We start from the raw sequence: 20,849 nt of genomic DNA, 5'->3' as shown, positions 1-20,849 counted from the left end.
CTCAGTATGAGCAAAACACCATCTTCCCCCAAAGGCCAGCGCCCCGGCACGGCCAAACCAGCCCGCAACACACGCCCTGTTTCGGCAAAGGCTGGTAAGACACCGACTGACACGCCCGCCATGGGTGATGGCCCCGAAGGCGACCGCATCGCCAAGGTTCTGTCGCGCGCAGGCGTTGCGTCGCGGCGCGAAGCCGAGCGGATGATCGCCGAAGGGCGCGTTGCGGTGAACGGCAAGGTCATCGACAGCCCGGCGCTGAACGTGGTGCTGGGCAAGGACCGGATCGTGGTGGATGGCAACCCGATGCAGGACCCCGAACCCCCGCGCCTGTGGATGTACCATAAGCCCTCAGGTCTGGTGACCACGACAAATGATGAGCTGGACCGCCGAACCATCTTTGACGAACTGCCTGAGGATATGCCGCGCGTGATGACCGTGGGGCGACTTGATCTCAACTCCGAAGGCCTTCTGCTGTTGACCAACGATGGCGGCATCAAGCGCCAGCTAGAGTTGCCCTCTACCGGCTGGCTGCGCCGCTACCGCGTGCGGATCAACGGTCGTCCAAAAGACACCGATTTCGAACCATTGCGTCAGGGTTTGGTGATCGAGGGAGAGCGTTTTCAGCCGATGACCGTCGCGCTGGACCGCCAGCAAGGCGCAAACGCCTGGCTGACAATTGGTCTGCGCGAAGGCAAAAACCGCGAGATCCGCCGTGCGATCGAAGACATCGGTTTTACCGTGAACCGCCTGCTGCGCCTGTCTTATGGCCCCTTCCAGCTGGGTAATCTGAAGCCGGGCGAGGTCGAAGAACTGCGCTCACGCGTGGTGCGGGATCAGCTGGGACTTACTGCCCCAGAAGCTGAAGAAGACGAAAAACCCAAGCGCCCTGTGCGCCAACGCCCCGGTGCGGGCAAACCCGGCCCGAAGCCAGGTGCCAAGCCAGATTTCAAATCAGGCAGTAAGCCGGGCGGGAAACCAGGTGGGAAACCGTCAGGTCGCTCCTTTGGTTCTTCTGATCGGTCGAGCGAGAAACCCGGCGACCGATCTGGTGCCCGCCCTGCTGGCAAACCTGGCGGAAAATTTGCAGGCAAAGGCAAACCATCCGATCAGTTTACCGGAAAATCCGAGGGTAAGCCCACGGGCCGGACCGCTGATCGCACGCCGGACAGACCCGGTGGCAAACCCGCAGGCAAATTCGGAAGCAAACCGGGTGGTAAACCCAGCGGCAAGTTCGGCGGCAAACCCTCGGGCCGTAATGCGGGTCGCGATGCAGGTAGGGACACGGGTCGAGGGCCCGCGCCACGCAGTGGTGGCAAACCACCGCGCCGCTAAGCCGCTCGCGACAACAAGTTGCGTCCACGATTTCAGAGTTCCCCCTAGCAAGATGACGCTGCATATCCTAAGTTTCCAGTTGCTTGCAGCGCTCATCTTGGGGGAACAGACGTGCAGAAACTCGCCTTTGTGGCCTTGCTGATCCTGTTGATTGGCCTGGCAACCGGCTGGCTGGTCGGAGGCTAACCCCATGGCACAGCGTTTTGGCGGCAAATACAGCCCTGATGGCCGCGACACAGGGGCAGATAAAGCCCCCACCTCCGACCACACCACCTCCAGCGCCAACAGCTATCGCAGCGCCAAAGTTGATCCAGTCGGCATGCGCGCCAATCTGATGGCGCTGCCCGCGGGGCTGGTGGTCCTGATGTCTGTCTTCTCGGACGCGGCGGGTCTGGCGTTTGGCCTGCTTGCCGCAGCGACATGGGCCGGGTCGGCCTATCTGCTGCGCGATGGCCTGCGGGCTGAAGCCGCCTATGATGATCGCAAGGTTGCCCGCCGCCCTGCCCTGCCACGCAAGATCCTGGCGGCGCTGCTCTGCGGTATCGGCGCCTTGTTTGCTGTCTGGCGGCAGGACCCCGGCGCCCTCAGCGCGCTGATTTATGCCGCTGCGGCGACTGGCCTGCATCTGGCGGCCTTTGGCGTTGATCCCCTGCGCGACAAGGGCACTGAAGGCATTGATGATTTCCAACGTGACCGCGTTGCCCGTGTAGTGGACGAGGCCGAAACCTATCTCTCCGCAATGAAGGATGCCGCCCTGCGCGCCCGCGACCGCAAGGTCGAGCAGCAGGTTGAGGCCTTTCAGGAGGTGGCGCGCGACCTCTTTCGTACAGTTGAGGAAGACCCCCGCGATCTGACCGGCGCGCGGCGCTACCTCACCGTCTATTTGATGGGGGCGCGCGATGCGACCATCAAATTCGCCGATATCTATACCCGCAGCGGCGACACTCAGGCCCGGCAGGATTTTCTGGCCCTGCTGACTGACCTCGAACAGAATTTCGCCGCCCGCACCCGCAAGATGCTGCTGGAGGATCGCACCGATCTAACCGTTGAAATCGACGTGCTGCGGGATCGTTTGCAGCGCGAGGGCGTTCATCTGGACACCCGCTGACACAGCCATAAGGAATTTGCACATGTCCGAGACGACCCAGAAGAAAGCCGCCAAGGAGACGCAAATAGTTTCCGAGATCACCGCGATTGAGCTGCCGGAACCGGTGGCGGAGATCCAGTCGCTGGAACAGGCGGATGAGGCCACCAGCGCCGATATCAAGTCCCGCATGGCGCAGATCGACATGTCGGACAGCAACTCGATCATCAATTTCGGTTCTGGCGCACAGGCTGAATTGCAGCAGATTAGCCAGGCTATGCTGACGGATGTGCGCAACAAAGACGTCGGCCCCGCCGGCGACAGTCTGCGCAATATCGTCACCACCATCCGTGGCTTTTCCGTGTCCGAACTGGACGTGCGCCGCAAGCGCAGCTTCTGGGAGCGTCTGCTGGGTCGCGCCGCACCCTTTGCCAAATTCACCGCCCGGTTTGAGGATGTGCAGGGCCAGATCGACCGCATCACCGATAATCTCCTCGGTCATGAGCATCAGCTGCTCAAAGATATCAAATCGCTGGATCTGCTCTATGCCAAAACGCTGAGCTTCTATGACGAACTGGCGCTCTATATTGCAGCAGGTGAGGCCAAGCTGGCCGAACTGGATGCCAATGAGATCCCCGCCCTGGAAGCCGCTGTCGCCGCTGCGGCTGAGAGCGATCAGGTGATGCGCGCGCAGGAGTTGCGCGACATACGCGCCGCCCGCGACGATCTGGAACGCCGGGTGCATGATCTGAAACTGACCCGTCAGGTCACCATGCAGTCACTGCCCTCAATCCGTTTGGTGCAGGAAAATGACAAATCCCTGGTGACCAAGATCAACTCTACTCTGGTCAACACCGTGCCGCTTTGGGAGACCCAGCTGGCGCAGGCTGTCACCATCCAGCGCTCGGCAGAGGCAGCGGCGGCCGTACGCGATGCCAATGACCTGACAAATGAGCTGTTGACCTCAAACGCCGCCAACCTACGCGAAACCAACAAGGTAATCCGTCAGGAAATGGAGCGCGGCGTTTTCGACATCGAAGCGGTGAAACAGGCCAATGCCGATCTGATCGGCACCATTCAGGATAGCCTGCAGATCGCTGACGAGGGCAAGGCCAAACGCGCCGCAGCTGAGGAAGATCTGAAAAAGATGGAAGCAGAATTGCGCGACACCCTCGCCGCAGCCAAGGCACGCCGAGACGGTGTTGGCGACACAGCTGCTACGGCGGTTCCCGGCACCGCATGAGCAAGACCCACCGCATATGGCAGCGCGCCCGAAAGCGACGAATGGTGCCGGTGCTTGTCGGCGCGCTGACCGGGACTGCGCTCCTGATGGGCTGCGATCCCCTGGCTCAGCGCACCTCGCTGGTGCCGCCAACGCGCCCTGCCAACCTGGCCCCGCAGCCCAAACCGCCCTCCGTCGAGAGCCAGCGCCTGGCTCGCTACTATGGTGCCCTGCAGCAGGATCTGCTCACCCGTGGGCTATTGCGGACAGATGGTGGCGGGCCGGAGACGCCCTATGACGCTGACGATCTGCGCAGGAACTTTGAGCAGATCGCCTTCTACGATGAATACGGGAGCGGCAATCTGCGCACCTCCGGCGCGCTGGGGCGGTGGGACGGGCCGGTGCGCCTGAGGGCCGACTTCGGCCCCTCGGTCAGCGCCGAACAGCAGCAGAAAGACCGCTCAACGTTGGAGGCATATGCCGCCCGTCTGGCCCGGATCACCGGTCATCCGATCAGTATGACAACCAGCCGCGCACGGGCCAATTTCAACGTGATCTTCGCTGGCGCAGATGACAGTGCCTATGTGGCCGGACGGGTGCGGGAAATCCTGCCGTCGATCAGCGACGCCGATCTTCAGGTCTTCTCCAATCCGCCGCAAAGCTATTATTGTCTGGTGCGCGCCGGAGGTCTGCAGGCGGATCCCTCGTCTTATATGCGCGGAGTGGCGCTCATTCGCGCAGAGCATCCGGATCTGGCACGGCGCAGCTGTATCCACGAGGAAATCGCTCAAGGCCTTGGCCTGCGCAACGACAGCCCGCACGCGCGTCCCTCAATCTTCAACGATGACGATGAATTTGCGCTGCTCACCAGCCAGGACGAGAAGCTTCTGCAGATCCTGTATGATCCACGCCTGCGCCCCGGCATGTCCGCCGAGGAGGCCCGCCCGATCGTGCAAACAATCGCCTATGATATCATGGGGGAGCCGCAGTAGCGGCCCCGCATTTGCCGACCCGATGCTCTGGCATCGCCGAACAAGGATGAAGACAATGGGTATTTTCGACTTTCTCAAGGGAGAGTTCATAGACGTCATCCACTGGACCGACGACACCAATGACACGCTGGTCTGGCGATTTGAGCGTGAAGGCCATGCGATCAAATACGGCGCCAAGCTGACGGTCCGCGAAGGTCAGGCTGCTGTCTTTGTCCATGAAGGCCAGCTGGCGGATGTCTTTACCCCCGGACTCTACATGCTAGAGACCAACAACATGCCAGTCATGACGACGCTGCAGCATTGGGACCACGGGTTTCAGTCGCCGTTCAAGTCCGAGATCTATTTCGTCGACACCACCCGGTTCAACGATCTGAAGTGGGGTACCAAGAACCCCATCATGGCGCGGGACCCGGAGTTCGGTCCCGTTCGCTTGCGTGCCTTTGGCACCTATAGCATCCGGGTGGTGGACCCGGCCCGGTTCCTGACCGAGATCGTCGGCACCGATGGTGAATTCACCATGGATGAAATCTCCTTCCAGATCCGCAACATTATCGTTCAACAGGCGAGCCGGGTGCTGGCAGGGTCCGGCATCCCGGTGCTGGACATGGCGGCGAATACTGCGGATCTGGGCAAGCTGGTCGCAGCAGAGATTTCCGCAACGGTTGCAGACTACGGCATCGCGATCCCGGAGCTTTATATCGAGAACATCTCGCTGCCCGCCGCGGTCGAACAGGCGCTGGACAAGCGCACCCAGATGGGGATCGTCGGTGATCTTGGCCGCTACACGCAGTTCTCTGCCGCCGAGGCGATGACCGCCGCAGCCCAGACGCCCAACAGCGGCATGGGGGCTGGTATGGGCATGGGAATGGGCATGGCGATGGCCCAACAGATGGCGCAGATGGCGCAACCGGGTGCCGCCGGTCAGGCAGCGGGTCAGCCCGCCGGTCCTTGGGGCGCACGCCCCGCACCCGCTGCCCCGCAAACCGCACCGATGACCGCCCCGGTGGCCCCGCCGCCGCCGCCGGTGGAACACGTCTGGCACATCGCCGAGAATGGACAGACCACCGGCCCCTTCTCCAAAGCACGCCTTGGTCGGATGGCGCAGGAGGGCGGGTTGCGCCGGGACAGCCTGGTTTGGACCCCGGGTCAGGACGGCTGGAAGACAGCTGGCGATGTGCTGGAACTGGCGCAGCTCTTTACCATCATGCCCCCACCACCGCCTCCGCCCCCTCCTGCGGGTTGACATGAAACCGACCCAAGGGCGCTGTGATCATCGGCGCCCTTTCTCACGACCGACGCAGCCTCCTTGCCACGAAGGATTAAGCAGTCATGATCCGACGCAGTGCGCTCAAATGGCTCCGCTGGCTGAGCCTCGCTCTTATCGTCTACTTCTACCTGGTGGAGCCGGAGGAAAACAGCGCAGCCCCTGGGCTGGCGTTGGCCACCTATGCCGGGGTTGGGTTGATCCTAGCGCTGGTCGTGCTGATCTGGACCACAATCTATCTGCGCAATGGGTTAGCCGCGCGCGCCGGTCCCAAACTGCCCGGCTGGGCCAAGCGGTTCCATGGGCTGAACCATCGTGTTCTGCAAATCGGCCTGCCGATTATGGTTGCAACCGGCGCGCTGGCCGGGATGCTGGCGCCCTTTGCGATCCGTGCTTTTGGGGTTGTGCCGATCAACCCTGCGGCGGGCAGCCGCAACCTGCATGAACTGGCTGAAGACCTGCATGAAATCGCCTTTGATGCGCTGCTCATCGTCATTGTGCTGCACGGGGTCTTTCATCTTTGGCGTCATTTCCTGTTGAAGGACAACGCCCGGCGCATCATGGTGCCGAAACTGCTACACAAGTATCTCTGAGGCTCCCCCGTGACCCAACCCCCACCGCCGCCACCCGGCCCGCTCACTGCCGTGCCCCCTGCGTCCTCCGGCGCCCACGCTCAGTCGGCAGAACACCGGTTCCCTTGCGAACAATGCGGCGCAGACTATCGTTATGACCCGCAGAACGGCACGCTGACCTGCGATCATTGCGGCCATCAGGAAACCATACGTTCCGGTCCTTGGCGCGGTGGCAGCCTGCGCGAACTGGATTTCGAGACCGCCCTGTCGTCCGGTCTGGCAGAGGCCGACATGGAAGAAACCCGCGTCCTGCGCTGCCCCAATTGCGCGGCCCAGGTGGAGCTGGACCCAAAGGACCATGCGGGCGAATGTCCTTTCTGCGCCACGCCTATGGTGACCGATACCGGCACCCACCGTCACATCAAGCCAAAGGGTGTGTTGCCCTTCGCCTTTGATGAGCGCAGCGCCCATAAGGCCATGTCAGACTGGCTGGGTCAGCTGTGGTTCGCCCCAAACGGCCTGCAACAATACGCCCGCAAGGGGCGGCGTATGGACGGGATCTATGTCCCCTATTGGACCTTTGACGCCGAAACCCGGTCGCAATATCGCGGCCAGCGCGGCACGGTCTATTATGTCACCGAAACCGTCATGGTCGATGGCAAGCGCCAATCCCGCCAAGTGCCCAAGGTGCGTTGGCGGCCAGTCACGGGTCGGGTCCAGCGGTTTTTCGATGATGTGCTGGTGCTGGCCTCCAAAAGCCTGCCGAAAAAGAACACCGACGCGTTGGAACCCTGGGATCTGTCCGCGCTGGAACCTTATCAGCCGCAGTATCTGGCCGGGTTCCGGGCCGAGGCCTATGCAGTGGAGCTGGCCGACGGTTACAGCGAAGCAAACGCGCGGATGCGCCGGGTGATTGAACGTGACGTGCGTTTTGACATCGGTGGGGATCGACAGCGCATTGAACATATCGACAGCAATTTCTCCGATATCACATTCAAACATGTGCTGCTGCCGGTCTGGCTCGCCGCGTACAAGTACCGTGGCAAAACCTACCGGTTTGTGGTCAACGGGCAATCGGGCCGTGTACAGGGGGAACGCCCTTACTCCGCGTGGAAGATTGCATCGGCCGTTATCCTGGCACTGATCCTTGGCGGCGCTGTGGCGTATTTCGGATCGCGTTGACAGCCAAGGCTCGCCCTCATGTCCACTTACTGATGTCAGAAATCAAGGATCCGCCATGACCACTCTGCCCGCGCTTGATGCCCTGTTCAGTCAGCGCCACAGCTGTCGTGCCTTTCGTCCCGAGCCGGTGCCCCGCGCGGTGATCGAGGATATTTTGCGATGCGCGCAGAAGGTCCCGTCCTGGTGCAATGCCCAGCCCTGGCAGGTAACCCTGTTCAGCGGTGCGGCCACCAACGCGCTGCGATCCGCGTTGATGGAGGCGGTCATGAAAGATCCCGTTGCGCCGGATCTGCCGTTTCCGGAACGCTACAGCGGCGAGTACAAGACACGCCGTCAGGCCTGCGGCTGGGCCTTATATGAGGCGGTGGGTGTCGAACGCGGCGATCGCGCCGCATCTCACCAACAGATGATGCGCAATTTCACCCTGTTTGACGCACCCCATTGCGCCATTCTGACCAGCCCGAAGGGGCTAGGTCCCTATGGCGCGCTGGATTGCGGAGGCTTTGTCACCGGTTTCATGCTTGCTGCGACAGCCGCAGGTGTGGCGACCATTGCGCAGGCTGCGGTCGCCACATACGCCCCGATGCTACATCAGTTCTGCGACATACCTGAGGATCGCAATATCCTTTGTGCGCTGTCCTTCGGCTACGGTGATCCGGACCATCCTGCCAATCAATTCCGAACCGAACGCGCCGAATTGAGCGATTTTACCAGCTGGCGCGACTGACGCCTCCGACCAGTGAATAGGAGAGACTATGCGTGCTCTGATCCAACGCGTTTCTGAAGCCTCTGTCAGTGTCGACGGTGATGTCATCGGCGATATCGGCCCCGGCCTATTGATCCTGATCTGCGCCATGGAAGGTGACAGTGCAGCGCAAGCCGATCAGATGGCGGCCAAAATCAGCAAACTGCGGATTTTTCGTGATGACACGGGCAAGATGAACCGCTCGGTCAAGGATATTGGCGGCAGCGCGCTGGTGGTCAGCCAGTTCACCCTTGCTGCCGACACCCGCCGGGGCAACCGCCCCGGATTTTCCAATGCCGCCGCCCCTGAACTGGGCCGTGCACTTTATACCCGGTTTGCCGATCAGCTTGCCGCGCTGGACGTACCGGTGGCGCGCGGATCGTTTGGTGCGGATATGCAGGTTGCCCTGGTCAATTCCGGCCCGGTGACCATCTGGATGGACAGCGCCGACTGGTGATCTGCGCAGGCTGTTAATGTCGCGTTTCGTCAGGTCCTAAACAGTACATTCGGCCCGATCTCCGCCTCCCAAATCGCGGCGAAGGTCTGAAAAGTCGACATTGTGTCATCTGCCCGTCCCGGCCGAGAAACCCGATCCACACACACGTTTTGGCCGAAAATATGCTGATTTCTGCCAGCCATTGGCGAATACTTCGCTGTGAGCGGGATAATATTTGGTCTCTGATCCGGGAGGCTTTTTCCACATATTGTCCCGCCAAGCATTCACTTCCTACCAAATACGACATAGCAGTCGCAAAAGACGACGGGATCGCCGTCTCTTGATGACTTTGCCGCCCCCGCTGGTGCCAAAAAGGACGCTAATAAGGGTTGCGAGGTCGCATCAAATGCGCAAACCTTGAATGACAATTCAAGAAATGACGTGTTCAGCGTCTAAATACGACAGGGAGTCCGCAATGAAAGACCAACTTGATTTCATGACGCAAAGCGTCACCTCCGGTAAAATGACCCGGCGTGAGTTCATGGGCAAAACCGCTGCACTGGGGATCAGCGCCGCTGTTGCAGGCAGCATGTTTGCCCGTGCAGCTGAGGCCGCAGGCCCGGTCAAAGGGGGCACGCTGAAGCTGGGCTCCATCGGCGGTGGTAGCACCGACTCGCTGGATCCGGCTGTGGCCGCCAGCCAAGTGCCTTATCACAACCTCTATCAGTTCGGTGAAACGCTGGTGAATGTGACGCCCAAGGGCGGCATTGAAAACCGCGTCGCCGAAAGCGTTGAAGCCAGCGCAGACGCCAAGACATGGACCTTCAAGATCCGTAAGGGTGTAGAATTCCACAACGGCAAGTCTGTGACCGCCGAAGATGTGATGCGCACGATGGAGCGTCACTCTAACGATGACAGCCAGTCCGGTGCTCTGGGCATCATGCGCGGTATCGAGAGCATGAAGACCGATGGTGACAACTTCATCGTCGAGCTGACCACACCCAACGCCGACCTGCCCTATCTGATGGCCGATTATCACCTGATGATCCAACCTGATGGCGGCTTTGACAATCCGGCGGCAGGCATCGGCTCCGGCGCTTATATGCTGGAGGCGGATGAACCCGGCGTACGCCACATGTGGAAGAAAAACCCCAACTACTGGGATGACACCCGCGGCCACGTTGATGAGGTCGAGATCGTTGTGATCAACGATGCAACCGCCCGTATGGCGGCGCTGCAGTCTGGTCAGGTCCACATCGCCAACCGTGTTGAGCCAAAGGTCGCAGGTCTGCTGGACCGCGCGCCGAACCTCACCGTGCGTAATGCCGCAGGTCCGGGTCACTATGTGTTCATCATGCATTGCGACACCGCGCCGTTCGACAACAACGAACTGCGTCTGGCACTGAAATACGCCATCAACCGCGAGGAAATGGTCGACAAAGTGCTGCGCGGCTACGGATCCGTTGGCAACGACATGCCCGTCAATGCAGCCTACCCGCTGTTTGACGACAGCATTCCGCAGCGCCCCTTCGATCCGGCCAAAGCGGCTGAGCACTACAAGAAATCCGGCCATGACGGCAGCCCAATCACTCTGCGGGTGTCGGATGTTGCTTTCCCCGGTGCTCTGGACGCAGCACAGCTGTTCCAGCAGTCCGCGAACGCAGCCGGCATCCCGCTTGAGCTGAAGCGTGAACCCGGTGATGGCTACTGGTCGGAAGTCTGGAATGCACAGCCCTTCTGCGCCTCCTACTGGGGTGGCCGTCCTGTGCAGGATCAAATGTATTCGACCGCTTATCTGTCGACCGCAGACTGGAACGACACCCGCTTCAAGCGCGAAGACTTCGACAAGCTGTTGTTTGCCGCCCGCGGCGAGCTGGACGAAGCCAAGCGCAAGGCGCTCTATAGCCAGATGGGCATGATGGTGCGGGACGAGGGTGGTCTGATCTGCCCGATGTTCAACGACTTCATCGAAGCGACCAGCAGCAAGGTCCAGGGTTGGGTGGTGGATTCCACCGGCGACACCATGGCCGGCAAATGGTCGCATAAGTGCTGGTTGGCCTGATAGAGGTCTATGCCATGCACCCCGTCGTAAAACTTGTGTCCCAGCGCCTAGCGCTGGGATTAATTCTCTTGATTGCCGCATCCGTGCTCATCTTTGTGGGCACCTTGATCCTGCCCGGCGATGTGGCGCAGTCCATTCTGGGCCAGTCGGCCACCCCTGAGGCGCTCGCCAATCTGCGCGAAGAGCTGGGCCTGAATGAACCTGCCGTACTGCGCTATTTCGACTGGCTGTTCGGCGCCCTGCAGGGCGATTTGGGCACCGCGCTGACCAATGGTCAGGACATTGCAACCAGCATCGGTCGCCGCCTTGGCAATACGCTGTTCCTGGCGTTCTGGGCTGCTGTCATCTCGGTTCCGCTGGCAATCTTTCTCGGCCTTCTGGCGGTGCGTTACCGTGACCGCTGGCCTGACAAACTGATCTCGGCCGTGACCCTGGCCTCGATCTCGATCCCGGAATTCCTGATCGGCTATCTTCTGATCTATTTCGTCGCTGTACAGCTGGGCTGGTTCAGCTCCGTTGCGATGATCAATGATTCCATGAGCTTGCTGGAAAAACTCAACGCAATCGCCCTGCCCGTCGCCGTGCTGACGCTGGTGGTTCTGGCGCATATGATGCGCATGACGCGGGCCGCGATCCTCAATGTGATGCAATCGGCCTATATTGAGACCGCTGAACTGAAGGGCCTCAGCACATTTAAGGTGATTGCCCGCCATGCGTTCCCCAACGCCATTGCACCAATCGTCAACGTGGTGATGCTGAACCTCGCCTATCTGGTGGTGGGCGTCGTGGTGATCGAAGTGGTCTTTGTCTACCCCGGTATGGGGCAGTATCTGGTCGACCATGTGTCCAAGCGTGACGTGCCGGTGGTGCAGGCCTGCGGTCTGATTTTTGCGGCGGTCTATATCGTTCTGAACATGATCGCCGATATTGTGGCCATCCTGTCCAACCCGCGTCTGAGGCATCCGAAATGAAGAATATCCCTATCTCTGCAATGATTGGGCTGTTGTTCACGGCCCTCTATTTTCTCATGGCGATCTTTGCCCCGCTGCTGGCCCCCTACGGCATGGCCGAAATCGTTGGTGACGTCTGGGAGCCACGTACAGCCGAGCATCTTCTTGGCACCGATAACATCGGTCGCGATCTTCTCAGCCGAATGATCTACGGCGGGCGGACGACCATCTTCATCGCGACAGCGGCCACCATTCTGTCCTTTACCACGGGATCAATCCTGGGTTTCTTTGCTGCCGTCTCCGGCGGCTGGGTGGATCAGGTGATGTCGCGGCTGGTCGATCTGGTGATGTCGATCCCAACGCTGATTTTTGCCCTTGTGGTGCTGTCAGTGATGCCAGTCACCGTGCCAGTGCTGATCGTGGTCATGGGGCTGCTGGACTCCACGCGTGTCTATCGTCTCGCCCGTGCGGTTGCGGTCGATATTGAGGTGATGGACTACGTCGAGGCGGCCCGTCTGCGTGGTGAGAAAACCGTCTGGATCATCTTCCGTGAGATCCTGCCCAATGCATTGTCACCACTGGTGGCCGAAATGGGACTTCGGTTCATCTTTATGGTGCTGTTTGTCTCGACCCTGTCGTTCCTTGGCCTTGGCGTGCAACCTCCCGAAGCAGACTGGGGCGGGATCGTGAAGGAAAACAAGGAAGGCATTGTCTATGGCATCCCGGCGGCTCTGCTGCCTGCCATCGCCATCGCCACCCTTGCGATCTCGGTCAACCTTGTCGCGGACTGGGTCCTGAACCGCACAACATCACTGAAAGGAGGCCGCGGATGAGCGAACCTCTCGTGAAAGTGCGCGATCTCAAGATCGGCGCAACTGTCTACCCGCCGGGTGAAAAGCCCCACGACATCGAGATCGTGCATGGTGTCAGTTTTGATCTGCAACCGGGCAAGGTGCTGGGGCTGATCGGGGAATCCGGCGCGGGCAAATCCACCATCGGTCTGGCCTCCATGGCCTATGGCCGCGGTGGAGTCAAAATCACCGGCGGCGAGGTCTGGGTGAACGGTCGCGATATCCTGCAATCCAAACTGCGCGATATCCGCCGTCTGCGCGGCGGCGAGGTCACCTATGTCTCGCAATCGGCGGCGGCCTCGTTCAACCCAGCCAAGAAAATCATGGAACAAGTGATCGAAGCAGCGGTTGAGCAGGGCAAGTTCTCCAAAAAGGACGCCGAGGCGCGCGCGCGCGCGCTGTTTGCCAAGCTGGGTCTGCCTGATCCTGACAATATCGGCGAGCGGTACCCGCATCAGGTCTCCGGCGGGCAGCTGCAACGCTGCATGACCGCGCTGGCGCTCTGCCCGGAGCCGGATCTGGTGGTGTTTGACGAACCGACCACGGCGCTGGATGTGACCACACAGATCGAGGTGCTGATGGCGATCAAGGAAGCCATCCGCGACACCGGTGTCGCCGCGCTCTATATCACCCACGACCTCGCGGTTGTGGCGCAGGTGAGCGACGACATCATGGTGCTGCGCCATGGCAATATGGTGGAATACGGCCCCGTCGATCAGATCATCAACGCACCGCAGGAGGAGTATACGCAGGCTCTGGTCTCGGTGCGCTCCATCACCCATGAGGAGAAGGCCCCCACCCCGGAGCCGGTGCTCAGCGTGCGCAATATCACCGCGCGCTACAAGGGCACCAAATTCGACGTGCTGCACAATGTGAACGTTGATCTGCACCCTGGTCAGACACTGGCCGTGGTCGGGGAATCCGGCTCTGGGAAATCGACACTCGCACGGGTGATCACCGGTCTGTTGCCACCGCGCGAGGGCGAGATCGAGTTCGCAGGGCGTACCCTGTCCTCCGATCTGGCGGGGCGCAGCCGCGAAGACCTGCGCGAGTTGCAGATGATCTACCAGATGGCAGATGTGGCCATGAACCCGCGCCAGACCGTCGGCACCATCATCGGGCGCCCGCTGGAGTTCTACTTCGGCATGAAAGGCGCAGAGAAGCGCAAGCGGATCATTGAGCTGCTGGATGAGATCGAATTGGGCGAAAGCTTCATGGATCGCTACCCGGCAGAGCTGTCGGGTGGGCAAAAACAGCGTGTTTGTATTGCCCGCGCTCTGGCCGCCAAACCGAAGATGATCATCTGCGACGAGGTCACCTCGGCGCTGGATCCGCTGGTGGCAGACGGCATCCTCAAGCTGTTGCTGGAACTGCAGAAGATCGAGAATGTCGCCTTCCTGTTCATCACCCATGACCTCGCCACAGTGCGGGCGATTTCGGACAATATCGCAGTGATGTATCAGGGGCGCGTGCAACGCTATGGCGGCAAGACCGAGGTGCTGTCGCCACCCTTTGACGACTATACCGATCTGTTGCTCAGCTCGGTACCGGAAATGCGCCTGGGCTGGCTGGAAGAAGTCATCGCCAATCGCAAGATGGAAAGTGCCGGCAACTAGCGGGCAGGCAGTACATATCATCCCCCGTCGCAGGCAACTGCGGCGGAACGCTATCAAAGGCGGTCGCAGGAACACTCCTCACGACCGCCTTTTTACCTCACCTTTACAAGACCCTGGGTTCTGCGATGGACAACAAACTTCTCCTCATCATCTTGGACGGCGTCCCCTGGCGCAATTTCCGTCGGCTGTTTGGCAATCTGGAAGGCTGGGTTGACAGCGGCGAAGCGCGGGTCTGGAAACACCGGGCAGTGCTGCCGTCGATCTCTGCCAGCTGCTATGCCTCGATCCACACCGGCGTTGTCCCTGCGGAACATGGCTGTACCGGCAATGGCAATGTCTTCCGTCTGGGCCACAAGGATGTGTTCAGTCAGGTCCGCGACGGCGGCGGCGTGACCGGTGCGGTCGCGCATAGTTTCTGGTCCTCGTTCTTCAATCGCCATCCCTATGATCCGGTGCGCGATGTGGAATATGACGAACCCGAAAGCGCCACCATCAATCATGGGCGGTTTCATTCCATGACCGGCTATGGATTGGTGAACCAGATGACGCCGTCCGATGTGGATCTGTTTGGCACGCTGACCAACCTCTGCCTGCGCTTTGGCCTCAACTACGGCATGCTGCACACCTGCACGCTGGATTGCATGGGGCACCGGTTCTTCCACGACTGTCAGGAGATGGATCACGCCTGTTTCGTGATGGACGAGATGCTGGCCCCGTTCATAATCAAATGGCGCGAAATGGGCTACGAGATCATCGTTACCGCAGATCATGGCCAGGATGAGCGCGGGCACCACGGCGGGCGCAGCCCCCTGCAGCAGGAAACCGCGCTCTATTACTTTGGGGATGCGACAGGCCCCGCAGAGGATGTGGTGATCGATCAGCTGCAACTGGCCCCCACCATTCTCAACCGTCTCGGCGCGCCAATTGCCGACACGATGAAGGCAAAATCTTTCCTCAGCTGAGGATCCGTGGCAGGCTTCTTTGGGCGATCACTATATCCGCCCGACAGGAGCCTGCCATGACCAGACGTTGCCTTGCCCTGATACTACTGCTTCTGCCATTGCCCGCATTGGCGCAGGATGGCTGTGATGATCTGTGGTTCACCCGAAACCTGATCATGGACCGGGCGGGCTATTGCTTTGGGTCGACATTGGGTCAAAGCGTCTTTGACAATAGCGACTGTCTGGGAAAATCGGTTGCGCTTGACCCACATAGCAATCGACAGGTGCAGGAAATCCGGGGGCTAGAGCAATTTCACGGCTGCAAGGTCAACACCAAACGCCGTCAACTGGCACTTAATGACACCCACCTGCGCCGCCTGCTTGTCGATCTGCCGATCCGGGATGAGTTTGAAAGCGCCTGCCTCGGCTGGCTGGGGGCGCCGGTCCCGCTTTACTCAGGTCACAGCGCGGGGACCGCCCGCATTGGACTGATCCAGCCCGGCGATGTCATTGGGTACTCCCATCTTCCGGTGGGCAATTGGTCCTATGTGACCACCCACACGAGCGATTGGCGCGTCAAGAGCGGGGGGTGGTATGATCGCAGTGCCGCACCCGAACAATGCCGTGATTTTGCAGGTTAGGTCTGGCGTCACTCGTAAGGCCAGAGCCCCTGCCCCAGCGCTTCCACGGCCACAGAAATCCGCTCAAAACTGTCGCGGGCGCGGCCAACGCTGTGGCGGGCGCGTAGGTAGCCATGGACCAGCCCCGGCTCATTGATCCAATGCGCCTTGCCCCCTGCGGCCAAAATCTTATCGCGGTAGTGGCGGGAGTCATCGCGCACCGGATCGCAATCAGCGGTGACCAGCACGGTGGCAGGCAGCCCGGCGAAATCACTGTCCGAAAGCGGAGCCATGGTCGGGTCTGGTGCATCGCCTGCACCATCAGGACGGCGAATATCACCATAAAACAGAAGATCATCCCGCGTCAGCATCGGGGCTTGGGCGTGCTCAAGATATGAGCCTTCGTCTATATCACCGCCAAAGGCCCCATAGATCAGCACCTGACCGACCAGCCCCGTGAGACGTCCACGCGCATGATGCGCCACTGCAGCGCAGAGATTTGCGCCAGCACTGTCACCCGCCAGCACAAGGTCACCATCAAAACTCTCGTGGATCCACTGGCAGACCGCCCAGGCGTCGTCAAAGGCAGCAGGATGCAGATGTTCCGGTGCCAGCCGGTAGTCGACCGCCACCACGCGATAACCGGTCTGGGCGCAGAGTTCGGCGCAGACATCATCATGGCTGTCCAGACCGCCCACGACAAACCCGCCTCCGTGACAGAACATTACCGTACAGCCCGGCTCTCCGGCGGTGTAAATGCGCACCGGTACGGCACCGACCAAACGGTCCTCACAGCTGACAATGTCAGGGCGGGCCGTACGGAACTCAGCGGCCATGGCGTTGTAGACCTCTCGCTGCTCTTCGATGGTCAGATCAACGGCATCATCCGGATAACACTCACCTGTTTTTTTGATAAAGGCCCAGGTTTCTTCGTCGATCAGCCGTTCGTAATTCATCTTGCCCGTTCCCCGTTTCGTAGTGCGCCGGATGAGCCTAGCAGCGCCGCGGCCAAAAACCATGCCCCACAATCGAAAAAAGCGCCCCAATGGGGCGCTTTCTCAACCTCTGTGAACGGCCAAGACCGAGGGCATGTGATCATGCCTTGGGCATAGGTTCCCATGGACGGGTAAAGACGCCCAGTACATCGGAAATGTCCGAGGCCTTGGCGCCGTTTTCTTCAACCTGCGCGACCAGTCCACGGCCCTTGTCATCGACCACATGTTCAACGCGCGCAGGCAGACCAGCCTTCAGCAGCGCGTCGTTGTAGATCCGGGTAATCGCATTCTTGCGCAGATCCGGTTTGAAGACCTTGCCCACAGCCGTTTTCGGGAGCTCATCCATCACAGTCACATGTTTGGGGATCGCAGCCCGCTCGTGTACGTGAATTTGGCAATAAGCCAGAAGCTCGTCAGGCGTCACAGTTGCGCCGTCCACCAGCTCGACAAAGGCGCAGGGCACCTCGCCGGCATGGGCATCTGGCTGGCCGATAGCACCGGCAAAGGCGACGGCCTCATGGCCCAATAGCGCCTCTTCGATCTCGGCCGGGTCGATATTGTGACCACCGCGAATGATCAGATCCTTGGCACGACCGGTGATCCAGAGATACCCGTCGCTGTCCAGCTTCCCAAGGTCGCCGGTCCGCAGATGCGTGTCTTGGTAGAACAACCCTTCGTTCTTCTCGACCTCTGTATAGGTATGACCGGCGTAAACACCGGGGCTGGAGATGCAGATCTCGCCGATCTCATCCACACCCAGTTCTACGGTTCCCTCGTCGGTGCCCTTGACGATTTTCACATCGGTATAGGGCAGCGGAATGCCGATGGACCCAATTTTCTTTTCACCCAACACCGGGTTGCAGGACACCAGACATGTGGCTTCGGTCAGGCCATAGCCCTCAACGATTTTCACACCCGTTGCCTCTTCGAACCGCCTGAACAGCTCCACCGGCAGCGGCGCGGACCCGGAAAAGGCGGTTTTCACGGTTGAGACATCCGCATCAACAGGCCGCTGCATCTTGGCCGAGATCGCCGTTGGCACTGTAATGATAAAGGAAATTTTCCACCGTTCGACCAGCTTCCAGAAATTGTCGAACACCCCCTCGCCGCGATAGCCCTGCGGAGTCGGGAACACCACATGCGCGCCAGACGCAACAGCAGCCATCAGGATCACATGGCACGCAAAGACATGGAACAGCGGCAGCGGGCACATGATGTTGTCTTCTTCGGTGAACAGCAGTTTGCTGCCCAACCAGCCGTTGTAGTTCATGCCGGAATAGGTGTGCTGCGCCACTTTGGGCATGCCGGTTGTGCCGCCGGTGTGGAAATAGCAAGCCACTCGGTCACTGTCCGAATCCGCAAACGTCAGCTCGGTAGGATGTTTGCGCAGCTCGCGGTTGAAGTTTTTGTAATTCGCATGCGCCAGCTTGTCCTTGCCCTCAAGCTTGGGACGGATCAGGGGCACAATCCAGGATTTTGGCGGTGTCAGATAACGGTTGAGGTCGATTTCCAGAACCGTATGCACCTTGGGCGCATGGCGCACGGCCTCGGCGACCTTCTGTGCCACATCGGTCTTGGGAAAGGGTTTCAGCGTCACCACGACCTTGGCCCCGGTTTCGCGCAGGATCGAGGCGATCTGTTCTGGCTCAAGCAATGGGTTGATAGGATTGGCAATACCCGCAACGGCGCCGCCCAGCAGGGTCACAACCGTTTCGTTGCAGTTGGGCAGAATATAGGCCACCACATCCTTTTCGCCGATGCCCATTGAACGGAACATATTCGCCGCTTGGGTCACCTTGTCTTTCAACTGGCGCCAGGTCAGGGTCTCAGCCTTATCGGTCGGACCGGAAAAGATCTGATAACTTATTGCCTTGTTGTCGGGAAACTTCCCGGCCGTACGGGACAACAGCCCGTATAGCGTTGTCGGCATATTCCGTTGCCCGAAAGGCATCTCATTCACTAGTGCCAAGCAGTCCGCGGCCGTGGCAAATCCCATTGGTTTCCTCCCCTAGTCCCCTTGTGCCGGGGAATTTCAGTTAACACAAAATGATTTGAAACGGCCCGTCGTGCAAGCGCGCCGACAGGGTCACGTCAAGGAAGCCTGCGCTTTGACGCAGCGACATTTGACAGTTTTCAACCTTGAAACCGAATTTCTGAGCGTTCGAGGCCAGTATTGCCTATTCTGCCGCCATTCCGTCGGTGAACTGCAAACGCGCCAAGCGGGCGTAAAGACCGTCCTCGGCAACCAGCTGATCATGGGTGCCGGTGGCGATGATGCGCCCCTCTTCCATGACCACGATGCGGTCAGCCTTTTTCACGGTCGCCAGACGATGCGCCACGATGAGTGTGGTCCGGCCTTGGCTCAGCTCGTCCACGGCGGCCTGCACCAGACGTTCGCTTTCGGCGTCAAGCGCAGAGGTCGCCTCGTCCAGCAGCAGCACCGGCGCGTCACGCAGGATGGCACGCGCGATGGCGATCCGCTGTTTCTGGCCACCCGACAGCATCACACCGCGCTCGCCAACCTGGCTGTCATAGCCTTCGGGTAGTGCAGAAATGAAGTCATGGGCCGCAGCGGCCCGGGCAGCGGCCTCAACCTCGGCATCACTGGCACCGGGACGGCCAAAGCGAATATTGTCGCGCGCGGACAGCGCAAAGATCACCGGATCCTGCGGCACCAGCGCAATATGCTGGCGGAAGTCATCCCGTTGCAGTTCCCGCAGCGGCCTACCATCCAGGCAAACAGCACCAGACGTCGGATCGTAAAACCGCTGGATCATCTGGATGATCGTTGTCTTGCCTGCACCAGACGGCCCGACAAAGGCGACTGTTTCACCCGGCTGCACGGTAAGCGAAACATCCACCAACGCCGGGATCTGTGGCCGTGCGGGATAGCGGAAGGACACGTTGTCAAACCGGATTTCCCCGCGCACCGGTGCGGCAAGCGCTTGGGGCGACTTGGGGTCCTGAACCTGATCCACAGCCGTCAGCAGCTCCACCAAACGCTCGGTCGCGCCGGCGGCCCGCTGCAATTCGCTCCAGATTTCCGACAGCGCGGCCACGGATCCTGCCACCAGCACCGCATAGATCACGAATTGCACCAATGTACCTTCGGTCATCACGCCTGCGCGCACGTCATTGGCGCCCATCCACAACACCCCAACCACCCCGGAGAACACCAGGAAGATCACGATGACGGTCAGAAAGGCGCGCGTCTGGATACGTCGCATCGACACGTCAAAGGCGGTTTCGGTCAGACGGCTGAATTCGCTTCGGCTTGCCACTTCATGGGTATAGGCCTGAACCGTCTGCACTGCGCCTAGCGCCTCCCCTGCATTGCCGGATGAGGCAGCGATCCAATCCTGGTTCTCACGGCTGATCTTGCGCAGGCGCCGCCCCAACACCAGGATCGGCACGATCACCGCAGGCACAATCAGCAGAACAAGGCTGGTCAGTTTGGCCGAGGTCAGCAGCATCAGCACCAGCCCCCCGATGAAGATCAACATGTTGCGCAGGGCAATCGACACCGACGATCCGAGAACCGACTGGATCAGCGTCGTATCCGTGGTGATCCGGCTCAGCACCTCACCGGTCATGATCTGTTCGAAGAATGCCGGGCTCATGCCAATGACGCGGTCAAACACCGCCTTACGGATATCGGCAACCACCCGCTCTCCAAGCCGTGTGACCAGCGCGTAGCGCAGACCGGTGCCGACCGCCAACAGAGCTGCAATCACAAGGGCGGCGGCGAAATACTGATTAAGGAGCGCGGCTTCGGATATCCGGAAATTGTCGACCACCCGACGTACCGCCAGCGGCAAGGTCAGCGACAGGCCCGCTGTCAACACCAGCGCCAGCGTCGCCATGGCCATCAGCACACGATAGGGGCGCATGAATGGCCACAGAGCAGAGAGAACACCAACTTTGCGTGATTTCTCGCGCTCTACATCCGCAGTCGGGACCGCTTGATTTCCCGCCATGTCAGCTC

The 20,849-nt window shown here is 60.3% G+C and carries 18 protein-coding genes; 15 read left to right on the top strand and 3 right to left on the bottom strand.

The features are described 5' to 3' along the window. Positions 1-6 precede the first annotated feature (6 nt). The 15 genes from INHI_RS0104820 to INHI_RS0104750 all read left to right on the top strand — a co-directional run bounded on the left by INHI_RS0104820 (position 7) and on the right by INHI_RS0104750 (position 15,890). Positions 7-1,332 carry a pseudouridine synthase gene (locus tag INHI_RS0104820; protein WP_027246916.1) on the top strand — a complete coding sequence of 442 codons (1,326 nt, stop codon included), beginning with the start codon at positions 7-9 and terminating at the stop codon, positions 1,330-1,332. A gap of 190 nt (positions 1,333-1,522) precedes the next feature. After that, entirely contained in the window at positions 1,523-2,440 is a 918-nt protein-coding gene (locus INHI_RS0104815; protein WP_027246915.1) for a 5-bromo-4-chloroindolyl phosphate hydrolysis family protein, read from the top strand. A gap of 22 nt (positions 2,441-2,462) precedes the next feature. Beyond that, complete coding sequence (locus INHI_RS0104810; protein WP_027246914.1) at positions 2,463-3,659, top strand: toxic anion resistance protein; 1,197 nt, start codon at positions 2,463-2,465, stop codon at positions 3,657-3,659. An 86-nt stretch (positions 3,660-3,745) separates the two neighbouring features. Beyond that, on the top strand, positions 3,746-4,630 hold the full coding sequence (locus INHI_RS0104805) for a DUF2927 domain-containing protein (protein WP_027246913.1): 885 nt from the start codon (positions 3,746-3,748) through the stop codon (positions 4,628-4,630). Positions 4,631-4,685: 55 nt separating this feature from the next. Further along, complete coding sequence (locus INHI_RS0104800) at positions 4,686-5,873, top strand: SPFH domain-containing protein (protein ID WP_027246912.1); 1,188 nt, start codon at positions 4,686-4,688, stop codon at positions 5,871-5,873. Between the two features lie 86 nt (positions 5,874-5,959). After that, entirely contained in the window at positions 5,960-6,487 is a 528-nt protein-coding gene (locus INHI_RS0104795; protein ID WP_027246911.1) for a cytochrome b, read from the top strand. 9 nt (positions 6,488-6,496) lie between these two features. After that, positions 6,497-7,648, top strand: coding sequence for a TFIIB-type zinc finger domain-containing protein (locus INHI_RS0104790; RefSeq protein ID WP_027246910.1), 1,152 nt, complete (start codon positions 6,497-6,499; stop codon positions 7,646-7,648). A 55-nt stretch (positions 7,649-7,703) separates the two neighbouring features. Beyond that, positions 7,704-8,375 carry a nitroreductase gene (locus INHI_RS0104785; protein WP_027246909.1) on the top strand — a complete coding sequence of 224 codons (672 nt, stop codon included), beginning with the start codon at positions 7,704-7,706 and terminating at the stop codon, positions 8,373-8,375. Positions 8,376-8,403: 28 nt separating this feature from the next. Beyond that, entirely contained in the window at positions 8,404-8,850 is a 447-nt protein-coding gene (dtd, locus tag INHI_RS0104780) for a D-aminoacyl-tRNA deacylase (RefSeq protein ID WP_027246908.1), read from the top strand. A 454-nt stretch (positions 8,851-9,304) separates the two neighbouring features. After that, positions 9,305-10,891 (top strand): ABC transporter substrate-binding protein, encoded by a 1,587-nt coding sequence (locus tag INHI_RS0104775; protein ID WP_027246907.1) that lies wholly within the window; start codon positions 9,305-9,307, stop codon positions 10,889-10,891. 14 nt (positions 10,892-10,905) lie between these two features. Further along, positions 10,906-11,862: an ABC transporter permease gene (locus tag INHI_RS0104770; RefSeq protein ID WP_027246906.1), complete on the top strand. Its 957-nt coding sequence runs from the start codon at positions 10,906-10,908 to the stop codon at positions 11,860-11,862. After that, on the top strand, positions 11,859-12,674 hold the full coding sequence (locus INHI_RS0104765) for an ABC transporter permease (RefSeq protein ID WP_014880511.1): 816 nt from the start codon (positions 11,859-11,861) through the stop codon (positions 12,672-12,674). Before INHI_RS0104770 ends, INHI_RS0104765 begins: the two co-directional genes overlap by 4 nt. Beyond that, entirely contained in the window at positions 12,671-14,308 is a 1,638-nt protein-coding gene (locus INHI_RS0104760) for an ABC transporter ATP-binding protein (RefSeq protein ID WP_014880512.1), read from the top strand. Before INHI_RS0104765 ends, INHI_RS0104760 begins: the two co-directional genes overlap by 4 nt. Before the next feature lie 125 nt (positions 14,309-14,433). Next, positions 14,434-15,270 (top strand): alkaline phosphatase family protein, encoded by an 837-nt coding sequence (locus INHI_RS0104755; RefSeq protein ID WP_027246905.1) that lies wholly within the window; start codon positions 14,434-14,436, stop codon positions 15,268-15,270. Positions 15,271-15,326: 56 nt separating this feature from the next. Further along, positions 15,327-15,890, top strand: coding sequence for a DUF4453 domain-containing protein (locus tag INHI_RS0104750; RefSeq protein ID WP_027246904.1), 564 nt, complete (start codon positions 15,327-15,329; stop codon positions 15,888-15,890). Positions 15,891-15,898: 8 nt separating this feature from the next. Here INHI_RS0104750 and INHI_RS0104745 read toward each other — a convergent pair whose 3' ends face one another. The 3 genes from INHI_RS0104745 to INHI_RS0104735 all read right to left on the bottom strand — a co-directional run bounded on the left by INHI_RS0104745 (position 15,899) and on the right by INHI_RS0104735 (position 20,841). Then, positions 15,899-16,825, bottom strand: coding sequence for an alpha/beta hydrolase (locus INHI_RS0104745; protein ID WP_027246903.1), 927 nt, complete (start codon positions 16,823-16,825; stop codon positions 15,899-15,901). A gap of 139 nt (positions 16,826-16,964) precedes the next feature. Next, a complete protein-coding gene (locus INHI_RS0104740) occupies positions 16,965-18,860 on the bottom strand; it encodes an acyl-CoA synthetase (RefSeq protein ID WP_014875217.1) in 1,896 nt (631 codons plus the stop codon). Between the two features lie 181 nt (positions 18,861-19,041). Then, positions 19,042-20,841: an ABC transporter transmembrane domain-containing protein gene (locus INHI_RS0104735; protein WP_014875218.1), complete on the bottom strand. Its 1,800-nt coding sequence runs from the start codon at positions 20,839-20,841 to the stop codon at positions 19,042-19,044. Positions 20,842-20,849 lie beyond the last annotated feature (8 nt).

Origin of the sequence: Phaeobacter inhibens DSM 16374 (genome assembly GCF_000473105.1) — a bacterium.
Classification (GTDB): Bacteria; Pseudomonadota; Alphaproteobacteria; order Rhodobacterales; family Rhodobacteraceae; genus Phaeobacter; species Phaeobacter inhibens.
Note: the sequence above shows the minus strand (reverse complement) of the source record. Positions and strands in the feature narration are given on the sequence as shown.

What these genes read in the sequence shown, in the direction of transcription:
- dtd (WP_027246908.1), top strand. Translation starts at nt 8,404, where the DNA reads ATGCGTGCTCTGATCCAACGCGTTTCTGAAGCCTCTGTCAGTGTCGAC.
- INHI_RS0104815 (WP_027246915.1), top strand. Translation starts at nt 1,523, where the DNA reads ATGGCACAGCGTTTTGGCGGCAAATACAGCCCTGATGGCCGCGACACA.
- INHI_RS0104745 (WP_027246903.1), bottom strand. Translation starts at nt 16,825, where the DNA reads ATGAATTACGAACGGCTGATCGACGAAGAAACCTGGGCCTTTATCAAA.
- INHI_RS0104785 (WP_027246909.1), top strand. Translation starts at nt 7,704, where the DNA reads ATGACCACTCTGCCCGCGCTTGATGCCCTGTTCAGTCAGCGCCACAGC.
- INHI_RS0104805 (WP_027246913.1), top strand. Translation starts at nt 3,746, where the DNA reads ATGGGCTGCGATCCCCTGGCTCAGCGCACCTCGCTGGTGCCGCCAACG.
- INHI_RS0104800 (WP_027246912.1), top strand. Translation starts at nt 4,686, where the DNA reads ATGGGTATTTTCGACTTTCTCAAGGGAGAGTTCATAGACGTCATCCAC.
- INHI_RS0104755 (WP_027246905.1), top strand. Translation starts at nt 14,434, where the DNA reads ATGGACAACAAACTTCTCCTCATCATCTTGGACGGCGTCCCCTGGCGC.
- INHI_RS0104760 (WP_014880512.1), top strand. Translation starts at nt 12,671, where the DNA reads ATGAGCGAACCTCTCGTGAAAGTGCGCGATCTCAAGATCGGCGCAACT.
- INHI_RS0104775 (WP_027246907.1), top strand. Translation starts at nt 9,305, where the DNA reads ATGAAAGACCAACTTGATTTCATGACGCAAAGCGTCACCTCCGGTAAA.
- INHI_RS0104765 (WP_014880511.1), top strand. Translation starts at nt 11,859, where the DNA reads ATGAAGAATATCCCTATCTCTGCAATGATTGGGCTGTTGTTCACGGCC.
- INHI_RS0104770 (WP_027246906.1), top strand. Translation starts at nt 10,906, where the DNA reads ATGCACCCCGTCGTAAAACTTGTGTCCCAGCGCCTAGCGCTGGGATTA.
- INHI_RS0104810 (WP_027246914.1), top strand. Translation starts at nt 2,463, where the DNA reads ATGTCCGAGACGACCCAGAAGAAAGCCGCCAAGGAGACGCAAATAGTT.
- INHI_RS0104735 (WP_014875218.1), bottom strand. Translation starts at nt 20,841, where the DNA reads ATGGCGGGAAATCAAGCGGTCCCGACTGCGGATGTAGAGCGCGAGAAA.
- INHI_RS0104750 (WP_027246904.1), top strand. Translation starts at nt 15,327, where the DNA reads ATGACCAGACGTTGCCTTGCCCTGATACTACTGCTTCTGCCATTGCCC.
- INHI_RS0104820 (WP_027246916.1), top strand. Translation starts at nt 7, where the DNA reads ATGAGCAAAACACCATCTTCCCCCAAAGGCCAGCGCCCCGGCACGGCC.
- INHI_RS0104795 (WP_027246911.1), top strand. Translation starts at nt 5,960, where the DNA reads ATGATCCGACGCAGTGCGCTCAAATGGCTCCGCTGGCTGAGCCTCGCT.
- INHI_RS0104740 (WP_014875217.1), bottom strand. Translation starts at nt 18,860, where the DNA reads ATGGGATTTGCCACGGCCGCGGACTGCTTGGCACTAGTGAATGAGATG.